The 16,450-nt window shown below is 36.3% G+C and carries 15 protein-coding genes; 8 read left to right on the top strand and 7 right to left on the bottom strand.

The genetic code is table 11. The features are described from left to right. Positions 1–155 precede the first annotated feature (155 nt). Positions 156–1,142, top strand: a complete 987-nt coding sequence (locus CD33_RS18790; protein ID WP_036203790.1) for a YecA family protein — start codon at positions 156–158, stop codon at positions 1,140–1,142. A 450-nt stretch (positions 1,143–1,592) separates the two neighbouring features. Here the strand turns inward: CD33_RS18790 and CD33_RS18785 are convergent, their stop codons facing one another. After that, positions 1,593–1,787, bottom strand: a complete 195-nt coding sequence (locus CD33_RS18785; RefSeq protein WP_036203788.1) for a zinc-finger domain-containing protein — start codon at positions 1,785–1,787, stop codon at positions 1,593–1,595. A 150-nt stretch (positions 1,788–1,937) separates the two neighbouring features. Between CD33_RS18785 and CD33_RS18780 the strand changes: the two genes are divergently transcribed. After that, positions 1,938–2,327 carry a reverse transcriptase-like protein gene (locus CD33_RS18780; RefSeq protein WP_036203786.1) on the top strand — a complete coding sequence of 130 codons (390 nt, stop codon included), beginning with the start codon at positions 1,938–1,940 and terminating at the stop codon, positions 2,325–2,327. A 125-nt stretch (positions 2,328–2,452) separates the two neighbouring features. Here CD33_RS18780 and coaW read toward each other — a convergent pair whose 3' ends face one another. Next, positions 2,453–3,298, bottom strand: coding sequence for a type II pantothenate kinase (gene coaW / locus CD33_RS18775; protein ID WP_036203785.1), 846 nt, complete (start codon positions 3,296–3,298; stop codon positions 2,453–2,455). 270 nt (positions 3,299–3,568) lie between these two features. Then, positions 3,569–4,633 (bottom strand): 3'-5' exonuclease, encoded by a 1,065-nt coding sequence (locus CD33_RS18770; RefSeq protein WP_036203782.1) that lies wholly within the window; start codon positions 4,631–4,633, stop codon positions 3,569–3,571. A gap of 315 nt (positions 4,634–4,948) precedes the next feature. Between CD33_RS18770 and CD33_RS18765 the strand changes: the two genes are divergently transcribed. The 4 genes from CD33_RS18765 (at position 4,949) to CD33_RS18750 (ending at position 8,799) form a co-directional block, all read left to right on the top strand. Next, complete coding sequence (locus CD33_RS18765; RefSeq protein WP_036203779.1) at positions 4,949–5,776, top strand: squalene/phytoene synthase family protein; 828 nt, start codon at positions 4,949–4,951, stop codon at positions 5,774–5,776. After that, positions 5,754–6,149, top strand: coding sequence for a hypothetical protein (locus tag CD33_RS19630; RefSeq protein ID WP_052130337.1), 396 nt, complete (start codon positions 5,754–5,756; stop codon positions 6,147–6,149). The genes CD33_RS18765 and CD33_RS19630 overlap by 23 nt, the downstream gene beginning before the upstream one ends. 303 nt (positions 6,150–6,452) lie before the next feature. Beyond that, positions 6,453–7,580 (top strand): SagB/ThcOx family dehydrogenase, encoded by a 1,128-nt coding sequence (locus tag CD33_RS18755; RefSeq protein WP_036203777.1) that lies wholly within the window; start codon positions 6,453–6,455, stop codon positions 7,578–7,580. After that, positions 7,570–8,799, top strand: a complete 1,230-nt coding sequence (locus CD33_RS18750; RefSeq protein ID WP_036203774.1) for an MFS transporter — start codon at positions 7,570–7,572, stop codon at positions 8,797–8,799. Before CD33_RS18755 ends, CD33_RS18750 begins: the two co-directional genes overlap by 11 nt. Positions 8,800–9,264: 465 nt before the next feature. Here CD33_RS18750 and CD33_RS18745 read toward each other — a convergent pair whose 3' ends face one another. The 4 genes from CD33_RS18745 to CD33_RS18730 form a co-directional block, all read right to left on the bottom strand. Next, complete coding sequence (locus CD33_RS18745; RefSeq protein WP_036203772.1) at positions 9,265–9,498, bottom strand: hypothetical protein; 234 nt, start codon at positions 9,496–9,498, stop codon at positions 9,265–9,267. After that, positions 9,461–11,029, bottom strand: coding sequence for a histidine kinase N-terminal 7TM domain-containing diguanylate cyclase (locus tag CD33_RS18740; RefSeq protein ID WP_036203771.1), 1,569 nt, complete (start codon positions 11,027–11,029; stop codon positions 9,461–9,463). Before CD33_RS18740 ends, CD33_RS18745 begins: the two co-directional genes overlap by 38 nt. Before the next feature lie 78 nt (positions 11,030–11,107). Next, positions 11,108–12,427 (bottom strand): D-serine ammonia-lyase, encoded by a 1,320-nt coding sequence (gene dsdA, locus CD33_RS18735; RefSeq protein WP_036203768.1) that lies wholly within the window; start codon positions 12,425–12,427, stop codon positions 11,108–11,110. A 5-nt stretch (positions 12,428–12,432) separates the two neighbouring features. After that, positions 12,433–12,921 carry a YaiI/YqxD family protein gene (locus tag CD33_RS18730; protein WP_036203766.1) on the bottom strand — a complete coding sequence of 163 codons (489 nt, stop codon included), beginning with the start codon at positions 12,919–12,921 and terminating at the stop codon, positions 12,433–12,435. Positions 12,922–13,055: 134 nt separating this feature from the next. Here CD33_RS18730 and gdhA point away from each other — a divergent pair, with 134 nt between their 5' ends. Beyond that, on the top strand, positions 13,056–14,429 hold the full coding sequence (gdhA, locus tag CD33_RS18725) for an NADP-specific glutamate dehydrogenase (RefSeq protein ID WP_036203764.1): 1,374 nt from the start codon (positions 13,056–13,058) through the stop codon (positions 14,427–14,429). Positions 14,430–14,626: 197 nt separating this feature from the next. Then, the gene (pepF, locus tag CD33_RS18720; RefSeq protein ID WP_036203761.1) at positions 14,627–16,432 is read left to right on the top strand and encodes an oligoendopeptidase F; all 1,806 of its coding nucleotides are present in this window, start codon (positions 14,627–14,629) and stop codon (positions 16,430–16,432) included. Positions 16,433–16,450: the final 18 nt, after the last annotated feature.

The following is a 16,450-nucleotide window of genomic DNA, read 5'->3' as shown; positions in this document are numbered from 1 at the left end:
AACATATAAATAACTATATGTCCGATATTTCTAATAGTTTTAAATAAACTATTATTTTTCATCAGATAGTAAAGTCGGTATTATTATAATTGGATAGTAATATCGAAATGTGGCTAAAACATTCAACTAGAATTATTGAAAAGGAAGTGTTGTTCATGATAGGACGTAATGACCCTTGCCTATGCGGTAGCGGAAAAAAATACAAAAAATGTTGTGAAGGAAAGCAGCAAATTACAACTGAAAAAGTGTTTTTAGATGAAATTGAACATGTTCTTCAAACGTTTTATAATGTTTATCCCGAAAAAAAGGATATTAAAGATTATATCAATATAGTAAGCGACTGGTCTCCAAAACTGGAATCCCATTTACAGCGCGAATTAATCGAAGCCGTAGCTTTGGACGATTTTTTCTTCCATAAACGCTTGGATATTTGGACAAATTATATCAAACGGACGATAAAAAAAATGATCCGTCCTAAGATGGTCGAATTATTAAATAGCTGGAATCAACCTTTCTTGTTTATCGGTGAAGTGGTTGCCATCGAGGAAAAATACTTTAAGGCCGTCCATGCTTTGACAAAAGAAGAACTCTTTATTCGCCGGGAATCAAATCGAGTCATTCCGGAAGGTATGCAAGTTTTTTCTTTCTTGCTCCCTGATGGTTCTGAAGTAGACAACCAGTTTCTGGCAGTTTCAACATTGATTTTCTTCCCGGAAAATTACAAGCAGGCATTCAGCAATTTCGCAGCTCAATTTGATGAAGCAAACGAGTCTGTTGAGCAGTACTTACAAAACAATCATTTAGATTTTTGGGTCGGCCTTGTTGATTCTGGATATAGTGGCGAAGAATATTCCTCCTTCGAGATAGAAGTTGTGGATCTTGCAAAACAGTTCCTGGAAGAGAAGGAAATCGACGCCCCTCTACTACTCGTTTCCCTGGAAGACTATTTAGTCGAGAAGAAGCCAAAAGCGAGAAAACCAGCGGCGATTGCTGCCGGTGCAATCCGATTTGCACAAGAACGAAATCTATTAAGCGGCGCTTCCTTCACAATCAAAGAAATCGCTGAAAACTTTGGTGTTTCCTCTTCTTCTTTAAACAAGTATTACCAGGAACTGTTGGAATACAATGCAGTACTAGTATAATGATGAACACGAAAAACCCCGCATGACTTTCGATGAGAGGTTTCAGATTGTCGACAAAAGGCTTTCAGAATGGTTTCATTCTGAAAGCCTTTTGCCATTTTTATAAATTATGTGTAGGCGGCGACTCCAGCGGAATAGTGCGTCGGTTGATACCAAAGGCTGTTCGATTTGCACTAATACAATTGTTTAAAAGGATTATCCTTGCTGTAAATACCAATAGATTGTGTTCTGAAGGAACTAATAATAGAAATCACCTTTAAATTCTCGCCATAAAAAAGTCGTCTCAATATATATCCTAATTATTTTCAAAATCGCATTAACATATTTTAAATATCTTCATTAGACAATACAACCGCCTTTTAATTTACTCCAGGCGGTTTTAAATATCTCAATATAATCTATATAATCTTCACTGGATTGTTTTCAGCTTATGAATCACTGATGGACAATTTATCGTTTCTCATATATTTTAAGCAATTCTTGCCCTAAAAACTGTAACTGTTCCCCTACAGTACATTGTTCTATGCAAAATTTGTGTGCACCCGATTTCCCTCGTTTTTTGCGTAAATCCCCTTTAATGGGACAGTCGTTGCAATATATGTCCGTTAATTCATCTATATCTTTTATAACTGTATTTTTATTCACGATACTCCCCCTTTACACAAGCATTCTCCTATTTTACTATTTACATTTTTCATTTGTCAAAGTGACTACACTAATAATTACTTATTTTTTATTCAATAAGATATAATATGGTTAAAATGAAAGTATTCATTCGAAAAAGTGGGGATCTTATTGCTAGAAGTCTATATTGATGGTGCAAGTGCCGGTAATCCGGGACCAAGCGGAATTGGTATTTTTATTAAAGGTGAAGGTCAACATATTAAGATTAGTGAGTTTATTGGTGAAACAAATAATCATGTTGCCGAGTTCATCGCTTTGATCCGTGCATTGGAGGAAGTAAAAAAAATCGGTTCTTCCCTTATCTCCATGCGCTCTGATTCAAAAATAGTCGTTGCTTCAATTGAGAAGCAATATGTGAAAAACGAAGAATATAAACCATACTTGGAACAAGCACTGCAAATAATCGAAACAATGGAACTGTTTTTCATTAAATGGATTCCTGATAGCCAGAATAAAGCTGCGGATGCACTTGCAAGAGAAGCTATTTTCAAGGGTAAATAGCAGCTATTTTCAAATGGAACGCAAGATTGTGATTGTTCTATGTTATGCACTATCGAACCAAAATGTATAAGCGAAGAAAAGGAATGTCTTCAAAGTTCAACCTTTGGACATTCCATAGTGTTTTTTTAGGATTCGGTTGTTTTAGAAAGTTCCACTTTATATAATAAAGCCCCAATTGCTCCTGTGAAACCACAGTCTTTCAGGAAAATCGGATTATGTTTTTTCAAAATAGTATAGTTAGCAATAACCTGTCTCAAATGGTCGTTATTTGTCAAAGTTGAGCCAATATAGATAATGCTTTCACACTTCTTTTCTTCAGCAAATTGAATACTCAGCGTAGTAATCACCTCTCCAACCAATCCTTGGATGGTTGCCAATAGGTCATTTGTTTTGTATTCAGCATTCTTCAATATGTTAACGTTTCCAAAATTACTTGCCGTTAAGTGTCCTTCGATGGGGGGCTCCATACCCTTGAATATATCTTTTACAAATAAATCTATGCCCTCTCTGCTTCCCGTGCCGGCATTTGAAGTGATTTGTGCAAAGTCTGAAATACCCGTCATGATTGTCGCAAGGCCGGTTAAAGTACCTCCGCCGACGCCTGTTCCTCCTACACGAACATGATTTTGCGCATCCATATGATGGATGGAAGTACCTGTCCCTATGTTTGTAATAATGGCATTATCAAGTTTATGGCCATTTTTGTGCAGTAAATACTTTACCCCTTTAAGTGTTGCTTCGAATTCAACCAAATATTGGATCGATTTCATCGTCCTTAAAACATCTAAAAGCTGTTTAGTCCGGCCGCCTGTCAATCCAATTTCTTCTATATGTGGATGATTCTCAATCCAAGCCTTCACTTGGGAGAAGTCATTTGAAGGAAATACGACAAATTCCATCTCATCTTGCTCATTTGTATAAGCAATTTTCGTTAGAGTTCCCCCTGCATCGATACCTATTACATTTTGCATAACTGTTCTCCTTTTACCCCGCATTAACTTGCAGTAAATCCCGAATGTATCGTAGAACTCACTAGTAAATACCCGATTGTTGCAACTTACGTACAATTGGGAATATCCCACTTCTGATCGTTATACCATCCATTTCCCACAATAAACTTTAACTTTCTTTGATTTATCGTGCAATTATTTTATCCTAGAATACAATTCGGTAGATTCACAGAGGATCATTAGTAAGGAAACCTATACAAATGAAACACTGAGCTTTCTTTTGCATAGCCATTAGATATGGATGGCTTCCTTAGTTAAGAGATGTCTCTTTTCAAATTCATTCACGATGTTTGTTTCATATTTTTTTAGCAAACTATAGAGTTTTTCTTCGTACAATGGGATTGTGAGGCTATTTATAGAAAATTCATTGACGGCTTCCTCGGAATAGAGGATTTGTTGCAATGTAATGACTTCCAATTTAGGGAAAACCACTTGATGCAATCGATTTATCTTTGACAGCTGTTTTAATCCACTTCGACTAATTAGTACTTTATTATGTAAATCGGATGTAATATTATTTAAAAATTCCTCTACTTCATCATTGGGATGAATGATCGTTCTCTGTACCGTCTCGGTTACACCCTCAGCAATTTCCCGCTGTTCTTCCTTGGTGTCAAAGGACAGTTGTTTATTCATCGTACTAATCGAATCAATCTCTACCGACCCTGATGGGGAGATGGTACCAACAATATAGGATAACAACAAATCATACGCCTCTTCTTGTTGCCTGAACTCACTAAGCAGTAATCCAAATTCGTTTGTTTGCTGTTTTTCAATCAACTCAGCACCGTTGGTTTCTTTAAAAATATTAAATAAACTTATTGCGTCAGCTAATGCCCGATGTTGAATAGTCGTTGTTATTTCAAATGCTTCTAATAATTTCGAAAGACTTGGCTGCTCCTTCAGCTGGTTTTCTATCATATATTTTTGCTGAAAATCGATAAAGGGATATAGGAAACTTGAATCCATCTTATGGCGCGATAATTCGTCTTCCAGCACTTTGCGGTCAAACTCACCAAAGGCAATAAAGATCGTGTTTCCCTCACACCATTTAATAAACTCAGGCATTACCTCTTTTATTGAAGGAGCGCATAATAATTGTTCTGTTGAAATTCCAGTAAGTTTTTGAATATGGAAATTTAGTTTTCGAAATTTATATGGTTGAGTCAGTTGCGAAAATTCTTCAATTGTTCCATCCGGCAACCATTTGATTGCTCCGATTTCAATAATATTTTGTTTACCACGTATCAATGTAGCCTCCACATCGACAAATATGTAAGTATATTTACGCACCATCATTCCACCTTAACTGTTCAAACAGGATTCAACCTGTTTTTTGTATAATCTAAGAAGTCTCAAAGCAATCAATGTAAATTCATCGATAGCAATTTATATTTACAATCTATTAACCTCATTGTAACGAAATAGAAAAAGTATGGCACTTATATGACACAAATCACATTATATCATTCATAAATAATAGAATATAGAGTGAATCTCCAGCACGTCATACTTATTACCTGTCAAAATATCGGATTATCTATTGTTCATTTCAAGAAATTTAATGTACCATTAGATTGATGTACTTTATGAACGAAAGGAAAATTCAAAATGTCTGACAAAGAACTCCTTAAAGATGCAATGAGAGTATTGAAAGAAACGAGCCGCACGTTTTATATTCCAATCACATTTTTACAAAAAGAATTAAAAACAGCTGTCGCAACTGCCTATTTAATGATGCGGGCGATCGATGAAATTGAGGATAATGAACACCCTAATGTCACAAGTGAATTAAAACATACGATTTTAATGGAAGTAAGCGGACTATTAAAGGAAAAACAATTCAATGAACAAAGGTATTTTGAAATCATCAAACCTGTACAGGAATATCTGACTGAAGTGACATTGCGACTTGCCGATTGGATTCATCTTCTTCCTGCCGGATCCGAAAAAATTGTAAAAGATGCCACTAGTGAAATGGCAGAAGGTATGGGGAAATGGGCAAAGAATGATTTCCAAGTTCGTACAAAGGAAGACTTGGACGAATATACATACTATGTAGCAGGATTAGTAGGGGTCATGTTATCCGAGCTTTGGGAATGGAATGCCGGAGTCAAAACTGATAGAGAACTTGCAATCGGCTATGGCCGTGGACTGCAATTAGTCAATATTTTACGCAATCAGGAAGAAGATTACCGTGAACGAGGTGTAAGTTTTGTTCCTGAAGGATGGACACGAAATGATCTATTCCTGTATGCGGAGGAGAACCTAGAAAAAGCCGATCGTTATATGAAGGATATTCATAAACGATCCATTTTATTATTTTGCCGGCTTCCTCTTGCATTGGCACATAAAACACTCAAATCTTTAAAAGAGGGCAAGGAAAAGATGTCCCGCGAAGAGGTCGAAAAGACAGTTGAAGAAATACAGGCTGACTAACAGCAAAAAGAGATGCCCCAAACTCGTCTGGGGCATCTCTTTTATTATCGGGAAAGGGCTGGGGGAAATTGGGATTGATTATACACGTCCAATCTATATAGATGAGGAATTTTCTGTGTTGAAGTTCTTGCAGAAGCGTCATATCGATCGATACGTGGATTGGCTACAAAGTCGTTCGGATTATGTGACGAAAAATGGTCCCTACAACCCATCTATCCTATCACTAAAAATCTCTGTCATCAAAAGTTTTCTTAAACAATTATTTGAATGGCAATACATACACTTCCCCCTTCATGCTGCCTTTAAAAGTGCGACGATATCCGAGACGGACCGAATCGAGATGCCGGGCCGCAGCATATCAAGTTCTTGCTAGACAATTTACTTAGGTACTATATAGTGGAAATAAAAGGATATAGTAGTATAATGTATTTATATTTAAATTTTTCAGAATAAATAGTTTACTAATTTACAAATAAATGTAAAAATGTATATATAAACCAATAGGGGTGTTATACATGACAATTTTCAAACCATTTACTAGTGACTATGACAATCGCATTAACGAAGAGTATGGTGAAACATCTCCTCAAAACTAAAAAAGTTAAAATGGCTGGCATAATTTTATTATGCCAGCCATTGGTCATTTTTCATATATTAATAAGTTAGGAGAATATAAATGTTGTTAAAGATAAACAGTAATATAGTATTTTTTTGGAAAGATGGACATTTTGTTTGTGATGACTTTATACATCACGAACAAAGAAGTATAGATTCCTCGATTTATCCTATTCTTAATTTGTTTTCAACTTGGAAAGAGGAAAATGAAATTTTCACTTTACTCAATCATAATGAAACCTTTACTGAAGAATTTTTAAAAGTTGCCCTTTTCCAGTTAAAAGAATCGAAAATTTTAATTGAAAATTATTCTAAAGAATATGAACAAGAAGTTAATCTAAAACATTGGGATACCTGGGGTTCCTCGAGTAAATATTTCCACTATAATACTCGGCTCTTAAACAAAGATCATTATATAGATAAAGATGAACAATATGAGCGTTTGAGTAGTAAGAGAAAAAGTGATACACCTCCAAATATATATAAAAATATTAATGATAGCGAAAAAATTAAGTTGCCGCTTCCTTCCTACAAGGAAAAGAAGGGCTTTTTAGAAACGTTATTGGGACGTCAAACAGTGCGCTCTTTTAACGATAAACCAATTTCTTTGAATGATTTATCCACTATGTTGTATCTTACTTATGGAGCACAAAGTTGTAAATATGAAATTGGAATAGACAAAATTATCTTTAAGACGAGCCCTTCTGGAGGATGTAGACACCCAATTGAAGTATATCCAGTAATCTTAAATGTTGAAGGTTTAGAAAAGGGGCTTTATCACTATTCTGTAGAAAACCACGAACTTGAAGTTATACATAAAAAAGATATGACCGACAAAGTTGTTGATATGGCTGCAGGTCAAAACTTTGTTAAAGGCGCTTCGGTATTATTTTTTTATACAGCTTGCATCGAACGTTCTATGTGGAAATATCAAAGTCCTAGAACTTATAGAGTTCTAATGATGGATATGGGCCATTTAAGTCAAACCTGTTTTCTAGTGGCAAATTGGTTAGGATTAGGTACCTTTTTTTCAGGTCACTTAAATGATCAATATGTTGAAGAGGAATTGAAAATAGATTCCAACAAAGAAATTGTAATGGGTGTTTCAGGAATTGGCTATAGATCAAACGATTCTTTGGAATATGGTCGTGATTTAAGATTTTTAAAGGAATTGAATTATGAAATTTGAGAAGGAATTACTCAAAAACAAAAATCTAGTTATAGTACTGACTAGTCAATTACTATTTCAATTAGCTTTATGGATTGGGCTAATTGGAAACCTTCATTTTTTACAAAAAAATGTTGAATCACACCTCTTACAGTCTATTTTTCTGGTTTCAGGCAGTGTTTTTAGCGTATTAATTGCTCCGTATGCTGGTAGATTAATTGATGGTGTGGCGAAAAAGAATATTTTATTAACAGTGGGAATTCTAAGAATGATTTCTGTTGGTTTTATGTTCATTGCTTTAGCTACAGATTCAGTTTGGTGGATGTTGGCCTATAGTATTGGTGTAAGTTGTTCAGCTTCATTTTTCGAACCCGCACTGCAAGCTATAATAGTTGAAATCACAGAGGAAAAAGATTTAATTATAGCTAATTCATTGAATCTTAATATCGTAACATTATCAAGGATTTTTGGAGCAACTATTGGTGGATTGTTATTAACCGTTATATCACTCTCCTCTCTTTACGCTATATCATTTGGAGCTTTTTTATTTGTTTTTCTAATAACATTTTCTTTGGATATGAAAGATGATGGCTTTATAAGAAAGATAAAGAAAAAAGTTGAATTTAGGGAAGTGTTTTTGGTTATCTCTGAAAGATTCGATATAAAAATGATTCTTTTTTTATCTATAATACCAACAATATTTATTGCTGGATTTAACTTATTTATAGTTGAGATTAGTTCTATACAAAATAACTCTTCAATAAAAGGTATTTTATATGCTGTTGAAGGTATTTCACTTATATTATCTAGTACATTTATAAGTAAAAGAGTAAAAAATATAAATCGTATTTATTGTTTATTAGTCTCTAGCTTTTTAATTGTTGTAGTACTATTTTTACTATCGTTTTCTAATATATTATTATTACCAATTCTTGCTTTCGGATTATTTGGATTTGCTTATGGAATATTTAACCCTATTTCTAATACTTTCAGTCAAGAGACTATTCCAAATGAGTTTCACGGACGTTTTTTTGCATTTAAGTCTATGATAGATAGAACATTAATACAAATATCTATGGTTTCAATAGGTTTTTTACTTGATTTAATAAGATTTAATAAAGTAGTTATAACACTAGGTTTCCTTGCTTTTATCTTAGTGTTAATATTTACGATTATATATATTAATAAAGAATTATCGAGTAAAAGAAGAGAAGAGACATCAACGAATTCAACTCGGTAATAAAGTGCTAAAATATAAGTATTTTGTTTCAGCAGTTGTTTGCGAGTCTATATTTTTTTCTTGCAAAGAAGGGATATTCCAATTGATGGAATATCCTTTTCTTTAAAACTAATACTTAACTTTACTACCATTCGGTTAAGCGTAAGGACGCAATAACATTTTAGCCATTTCAGCAAGAGTTAGTTTGTTTTGAGGATTGAAATTCGTTCCGTCCTTTTCTGAATTTATTCGATTTTCTCTTGTTTCCTACGAGATCATTTCTTTGCATTTGTAAAATTCCCAAAAGGAATACCCCGATTTAAACGTGAAAATATATTGCTCCTTACTGTTTTTATTATACTAGGAATATAAGTAGTGATAGTAGTTTCTGTTATGGAAGATACATCAACATCTCGGATAGACGTGGTTTCATCAAGACTTTCTTCACTTCAGAAGGTACAGTCTCTCTACCTTCTTCTACCTCATTTACCGGTTTATTTTGCTCAACTGATTCCTCATTTGAAGGTACCTCTTCATTTGGTGTTGATTCTTCATCACCAGCTTCATCGATTTTTCTTCAAATATCGGTTCATTTGTTTCCAATGTTTTTTCCGGTAACTCTTCTTCTGTATCCTCTTCTGGCTCTTCTTCAATATTTTCTACAATAACTAGCCTCAGTGAGCTAGGCCATTTGCAACTGTTCTTTATGGATTTGAACATTGTTTCTTCCATTATCTTTCGCCATATAAAGAGCCTGGTCGGCATATCGCAGCGCTTCTTTAAACGCCTCTGTTTGGTCTAAACTTGTCACTTCTATTGGTGAAATTCCGAAGCTCGCTGTTACCTGAATACGATGATCATGAAGATGGATAAGACTCTCCGAAATTTCTTTTCTAATCGAATCCGCCAACTCAACCGCCCCATCCATTGTCCTTCCGCGCAATAAGATTATAAACTCTTCTCCGCCATAACGAGCAATTAAATCTTGTGGGCCTAAACTATTTTTTGCCAAATTTGCGACCTCACATAAGACGATATCCCCTGCCACATGTCCGTAGGTGTCATTAATCATTTTAAAATGATCAATATCAAACATAATCAGCGCGGCATTACCTTTTTGTGCAAAGAGGGATTCCAGTGCGGCTATCGTTTGATCCATAAAATATCTTCTATTATAGAGTTTTGTTAGACCATCATAATTCGCAAGCTCGCTAAGCCTTCTTTGCATCTCTACCCTATCGGTTATATTGACAAAAGAGATGATCGTGCCAATCTTGAAACCCTTTTTGTTTACCAATTCTGAAAAGCGAACCTGATAGTGTTCCGTCAAAGTTCCTTCGACACACTCATATACACATTCCTTGCCATGCGAGATGAGTTCAATCAAGCTTTCACTATGGGATAGTACGGAATTTATTCCTTTGCCAATTGATGAAGCATTAAGCCAAGGCAGGATACGATATATTGCCTGATTGTAGTCGATGATAACTCCTTTGTGATTTAACACGATAACTCCTTCCAGCATGTTGTCAAACACCCTTTCCCTTGCAATAGGCACAACACTGAACATTTGAAAGGAAAACAGTGCTACCCCATGAAGAATAAAAGAGATACTCATAGATACCGGTCCCAAGTCTATACCGTAAGGGCTCAGATCATTTAAATAAAAGGAATTGGCAAGAATCGGCACAAATAAACCTGCAACCATTGTCAACAGTTGAATCCGGAACCGAAAGATCGATTTTTTCAACTGCAATAACAATAGGATAATACTGATAGCAAGACATAGGAATAGATAGAGAGAATGAACATAGAAAAAAGGCCCGTACTCTAGTTGAATGATTGGAAAAGGAGCACTCTCTAATAGTCCGACCGAAGTATAATAGAGATGATGAAGCTCGTTTGTATGATGCATAAACGCTGTTACTAATGGGATGCTAAAAAGAATAAAAAAATAACGTTGTCTAAGTTTGATGCCGATATAGTCCAGGCACATCAATAATATAAAAGCAGGTATGAAAGGCATCACAACATACTCTAGCCCCAACCAGAATTTAATTTCCCTCAGTGTTGTTGCTGATAATTCAAGAGCATACAAAAAAGTAAAGATTGCCGACAAAAATGTAACAAACATATATTGTCTGGCACCAGGAGCATTTTTTAGTTTCCAATATGAAAAAAGAGATAAGAATAAACTCAAAATTCCTGCAAGGATGATTAATAGTCTATAAAACAGCAGCTCAGTACCCATTTTTTATCTCCAGACGAATTAAATCAATTTTCTACTATTATATAATTGATTTCCTACCGAAGACTAGTAATTTTTTCCTCAGATATCTGTTTTTAAAAATTGTTGTCTTTGTTTTTCTGGTACCATATTACCACCTGTTGACCATATTAAATGTGTAGCATTTTCCATGTGCAATTTATGTTGTTCCATATATGATTTGCCCTTACTGAAAAGTGAGATGGGGCCAAAAATGGCTGCATGGGCGGATGGCTCCATAAAAATTTGCTCCAATTCCCACATCGCTTTTAGACTTTTAAACAAAAAAGAATCATCCACTGTATAACAGCCACTTAAAATTGGCTCCATCAATTTACCGACAAATTTCGAGGCCCTGCCTACCGCTAATCCGTCTGCTTCTGTTTGATTTGTTAACCCTATATCCGTTACAGAAATGCCATCATGAAGGCCAGTCATCATTCCAAGAAGCATACATGGCGATTGGGTTGGTTCCCCGAAGAATAGGTGTATATGTTCACCATAGATTTTCTTCAATCCATAAGCGACGCCACCTGGACCTCCCCCCACCCCACACGGCAAATAGACGAATAAGGGATGAGAAGCATCAACGATTATGTCCGCATCACGTAATTGTTGTTCCAGTCGTAAAGCTGCAACTGCATATCCTGCAAAAAGGTCCTTCGAATTTTCGTCGTCCACAAAGTGACATCCTGGATACAAAGCCGCCTGATTCCTTCCTTCTTCAACCGCTTTACTATAATCAGAGGAGTATTCAATGACTTCAACACCTTTTTCTCGAAGCAATCGTTTTTTCCATTCTTTTGCTTCACTGGACATATGCACGGTAACTTGAAAGCCCAGCTTCGCCCCCATAATACCAATACTTAAACCAAGATTGCCTGTGGAGCCGACAGCAATTTTATAGCCGTTAAAAAATTGACGGAATGCCTCATCGCAAAATTTGATGTAGTCATCGTTACTTTTGATCAATTTATTTTCAATTGCGAGCTTCTCAGCAACCTTCAGCACTTCATGGATTCCCCCACGAGCTTTTATTGAGCCCGAGATCGGCAGCGCATAATCACATTTCAATAAGAGTTTACCGGGATATTCATCTCCAGTAATTTCTTCCATCCATTTCTTCATGAATGGTATTTCCTTAATTTCGGATTCAATAATGCCATCGAAATTTTCTGTTTCAGGAAAGGCCGCCTTTAAGTAAGGTGCAAAACGTTGCAACCTTTCTTTTGCTTCAATCACTTCATTAAAACTAAATTGTTCTCCGGTTGACTGATTCATAGGATGATCATTCAACCAAAGGACTGGGTTTGACATACTAATGTCACTTAATAAATCGTATTTCTCAATAAGTTTACTTAGTTTTTGTTTTTCAAATTTCACTTATTTCATCCCTCCTTTAATTTTGCCGAAATGGCTTGTTCACAAATTTGTTGAAATTTATTTGCGAAGGAAATATTATTTTCTTCTGTACGTTTTTTCGGTCCTTTTGTACGGCCGCCCGATCGCCTAATTTTTGCACTTTCATATCGAAATGCCAACAACTGGTCAATATTGTCCGATGTCATTTCTCTTCCATTTTGATCTACGACAAATGCCCCTTTCGCTAAACACATCGCAGCCAATCCATAATCTTGAGTAATGACAATGTCATGATTTTTTATCGTGTTGACTAGCTTGAAATCTACTGAATCTGCACCCTTTGGAACGACAATTGTTATTGCGTTCTCTCTTTCTATCCGATGGGATGTATCGCAAAACAAGATGGTTTTAATCTCATATCGAGATGATATAGATAGCGCCAAATCAATCACCGGACACGCATCTGCATCGATTAATAATTGTAAAATGATTCTTCTCCTCCTACATAAAAACATCCAAATTAATTATTCTAAAAAAGTATTTTTCTTCATTTTTTTAAGCTAACATGAAAACGTAACAAAAAAACTGATTGAATTGTTTGAAAAATCATACTAATATACATTCAATAACAAATTTAGGAGATGACATAATGGCGACACATACTTTGGGATCTAAGACACCAGCTGAAAGCTACATTCATGCTGTATTTGAGCAATTAATAGCAAAGAACGCACACCAGCCTGAGTTTTTACAAGCTGTTGAGGAAATATTTATATCGTTGGTACCCGTATTCGAACAGCACCCCGAATACATCCAGCATAATATCCTTTCACGAATTGTAGAACCTGACAGAATTGTTTCCTTCCGTGTTTCTTGGCAGGATGACCAAAACCAAGTACAGGTAAATCGAGGTTACCGAGTACAATTCAATAATGTAGTAGGTCCTTATAAAGGGGGATTGCGTTTCCATCCGTCCGTTAATGAATCTATTATGAAATTTCTAGCCTTTGAACAAATTTTTAAAAACGCTCTAACAGGCCTTCCAATCGGGGGAGCAAAGGGTGGATCCGATTTCAACCCGAAAGGAAAGTCGAATGGAGAAATCATGCGATTTTGTCAAGCGTATATGACAGAATTATACCGCCATATCGGCCCGGATGTCGATGTTCCTGCCGGGGATATTGGCGTAGGGGCAAGAGAGATTGGGTTCCTATTCGGACAATATAAACGTATCCGCAATGCTCATGAAGCAGGCGTATTGACAGGGAAAACACCTGGCTACGGTGGATCCCTGGTCCGAAAGGAAGCAACAGGCTACGGGCTAGTATATTTTGTGGAGGAAATGTTAAGGGATATAAGCGAAACTTTTTTGAATAAAACCGTCGTTGTTTCCGGATCGGGAAATGTTGCAATTTATGCCATAAAAAAGGCTCAGGAATTAGGTGCTAAAGTTGTAGCTTGTTCTGATTCGGACGGTTATATTTTCGACCCTGATGGTATTGATTTAAACATAGTCAAAGAAATTAAAGAAGTGAATTGCGAACGCATCAAAACGTATGTAAATTACCGTCCAAATGCAATTTATACGGAGGATTTCCGCGGCATCTGGTCCATTCCTTGCGATATTGCATTACCTTGTGCTACCCAAAATGAAATTGATGGGGATGCAGCACGTACCCTTTCGGCGAACGGAGTAAAAGTCGTTGCTGAAGGCGCCAATATGCCTTCCAATCTGGAAGCAATTAACGTCTTTTTAGAAAATGGTATCCTATTCGGGCCCGCAAAGGCGGCAAATGCTGGTGGCGTGGCAACCTCCGCTTTAGAAATGGCGCAAAACTCTGGACGCAACTATTGGACTTTCGAAGAAGTCGATGAGAAACTACGGGATATTATGAAATCTATTTATGCAGTAAGTAAGGAAGCCGCTCATAAATATGGCAGTGAAGGAAATTTGGTAGTTGGCTCAAATATTGCAGGATTTGTAAAAGTTGCTGATGGCATGATTGCTGAAGGAGTTTACTAATTTAGCAGTTCAATAGATAATTTTTTTGGAGGGCATCTTATGCTCTCCTTTTATCTTCTCTCCTAGCTAAATAAATCTATATTCCTCAAATTATGAATACCAACCACAAAGTTTAGAATTTTCTATCAATAGATTTCCAATTCAGCCTATATATGTTACAATTTATTTCGTATATCGGAATTACGGGAGGGAATGAAATGCTTAAAAGAAGCGAAGTGAAAGTAGAAGAAACATGGGATTTAGCTCCCCTTTTTGAAACAGAGCAGCTATTTGAAGAAGCTATTGAAACTGTTTTAGCAAAAGCAAATATGATTGAAAACGAGTTCAAAGGAAAAATAACGAACGCCCAAGATGCTGTAAATGTGATTGCTGCCTATCAAAATTTATATGAAGCACTCGTTCCAATTGGTACGTATGCAAGCCTTTCACTAAGTGAAGATCAAACTAATGATGTCGCACAAATGCGTTCGGCAAAAGTAGGCCAACACTATTCAAAAATTGGTGCACAGCTTTCTTTTATAACTAGTGAACTACTATTATTAGAAGAATCTGTTTTAACAGAGGCTAAAGGCCTGGCACCACAATTTGAGCGTTTTATCGACAAACTCATTCGCAAAAAGCCTTATCAATTGCATCCGGAAGCAGAAAAAGCACTGGCTGCATTCGGAACAACGTTTGACGCACCTTATGAGCTATACAACACGACAAAATTAGTAGATATGAAATTTGATAATTTTGAAGCAAACGGGCAAAGTTACCCGCTCAGTTACAATTCCTTCGAGGGGGATTGGGAACTCGAAAGCGACCCAGAAATCCGCCGCAAAGCTTTTGAAGCATTTTCAAGTAAACTGCGTGATTATCAGCATACAACAGCCAAAACATATGATACGCACCTGAAAATTGAAAAAACAGATGCCGACTTACGTGGATACGATACAATTTTCGATTCCCTGCTGTTTGATCAAGAAGTAGACCGTGACCTTTATAATCGTCAAATAGATTTAATTACAACAGAATTGGCCCCTCATATGCGCCGTTATGCAAAACTGCTGCAAAAAGAACATAGCTTGGAGAAAATGACATTTGCTGACTTAAAAATCTCCTTGGACCCAACATACGAACCGAAAATTTCCATTGAGCAATCCCGTCAATACATGAACGATGGTTTATCGATCTTGGGAGAAGATTACCAAAACATGATAGACCGTTCTTATGATGAACGCTGGATTGATTTTGCACAGAATGAAGGAAAATCAACAGGTGCTTTCTGTTCGAGTCCCTATGGAAAACACCCATATATTTTGATATCCTGGACAAGCCGCATGAATGAAGTATTTGTTCTTGCCCATGAATTAGGCCATGCAGGTCATTTCTATTTAACTCACAAAGAACAAAACATCTTTAACTCCCGACCATCTTTATATTTCATTGAAGCACCTTCTACCATGAATGAGATGCTGATGGCCAACCATCTTTTAGCAAATTCGAATGATGCTCGTTTCAAACGCTGGGTTATTTCAACGATTGTTGCACGTACTTACTATCACAATTTTGTAACCCACTTGCTCGAAGCCGCTTATCAACGTAAAGTTTATGAAATCATTGATGACGGAGGCAGTGTTAATGCTTCGATTTTAAACAAGTTGAAACGTGAAGTTCTGGAAGATTTCTGGGGTGACTCGGTCGAAATCAATGAGGGTGCCGAGTTAACTTGGATGCGTCAACCTCACTATTACATGGGCTTATACCCATATACGTATTCGGCAGGTTTAACGATTGCTACACAAGTTTCCCAACGCATTCTTAACGAAGGCGAGTCGGCTGTGGAAGACTGGCTTAAAGTATTAAAAGCCGGTGGAACGAAAACACCGGTTGAATTAGCTAAAATGGCTGGTGTTGATATTACAACAGAAAAGCCATTAAAGGATACTATAGCTTATATCGGCTCTCTTATCGACCAATTAGAAGTACTTTCAGAGGAAATTGCTCTTGAAAATGCATAATTCATAAATTAACTGAGG

It is taken from the genome of Ureibacillus sinduriensis BLB-1 = JCM 15800 (assembly GCF_000772955.1).
GTDB classification, from domain to species: domain Bacteria; phylum Bacillota; class Bacilli; order Bacillales_A; family Planococcaceae; genus Ureibacillus; species Ureibacillus sinduriensis.
This window is presented reverse-complemented; position numbering and strand designations above follow the sequence as displayed.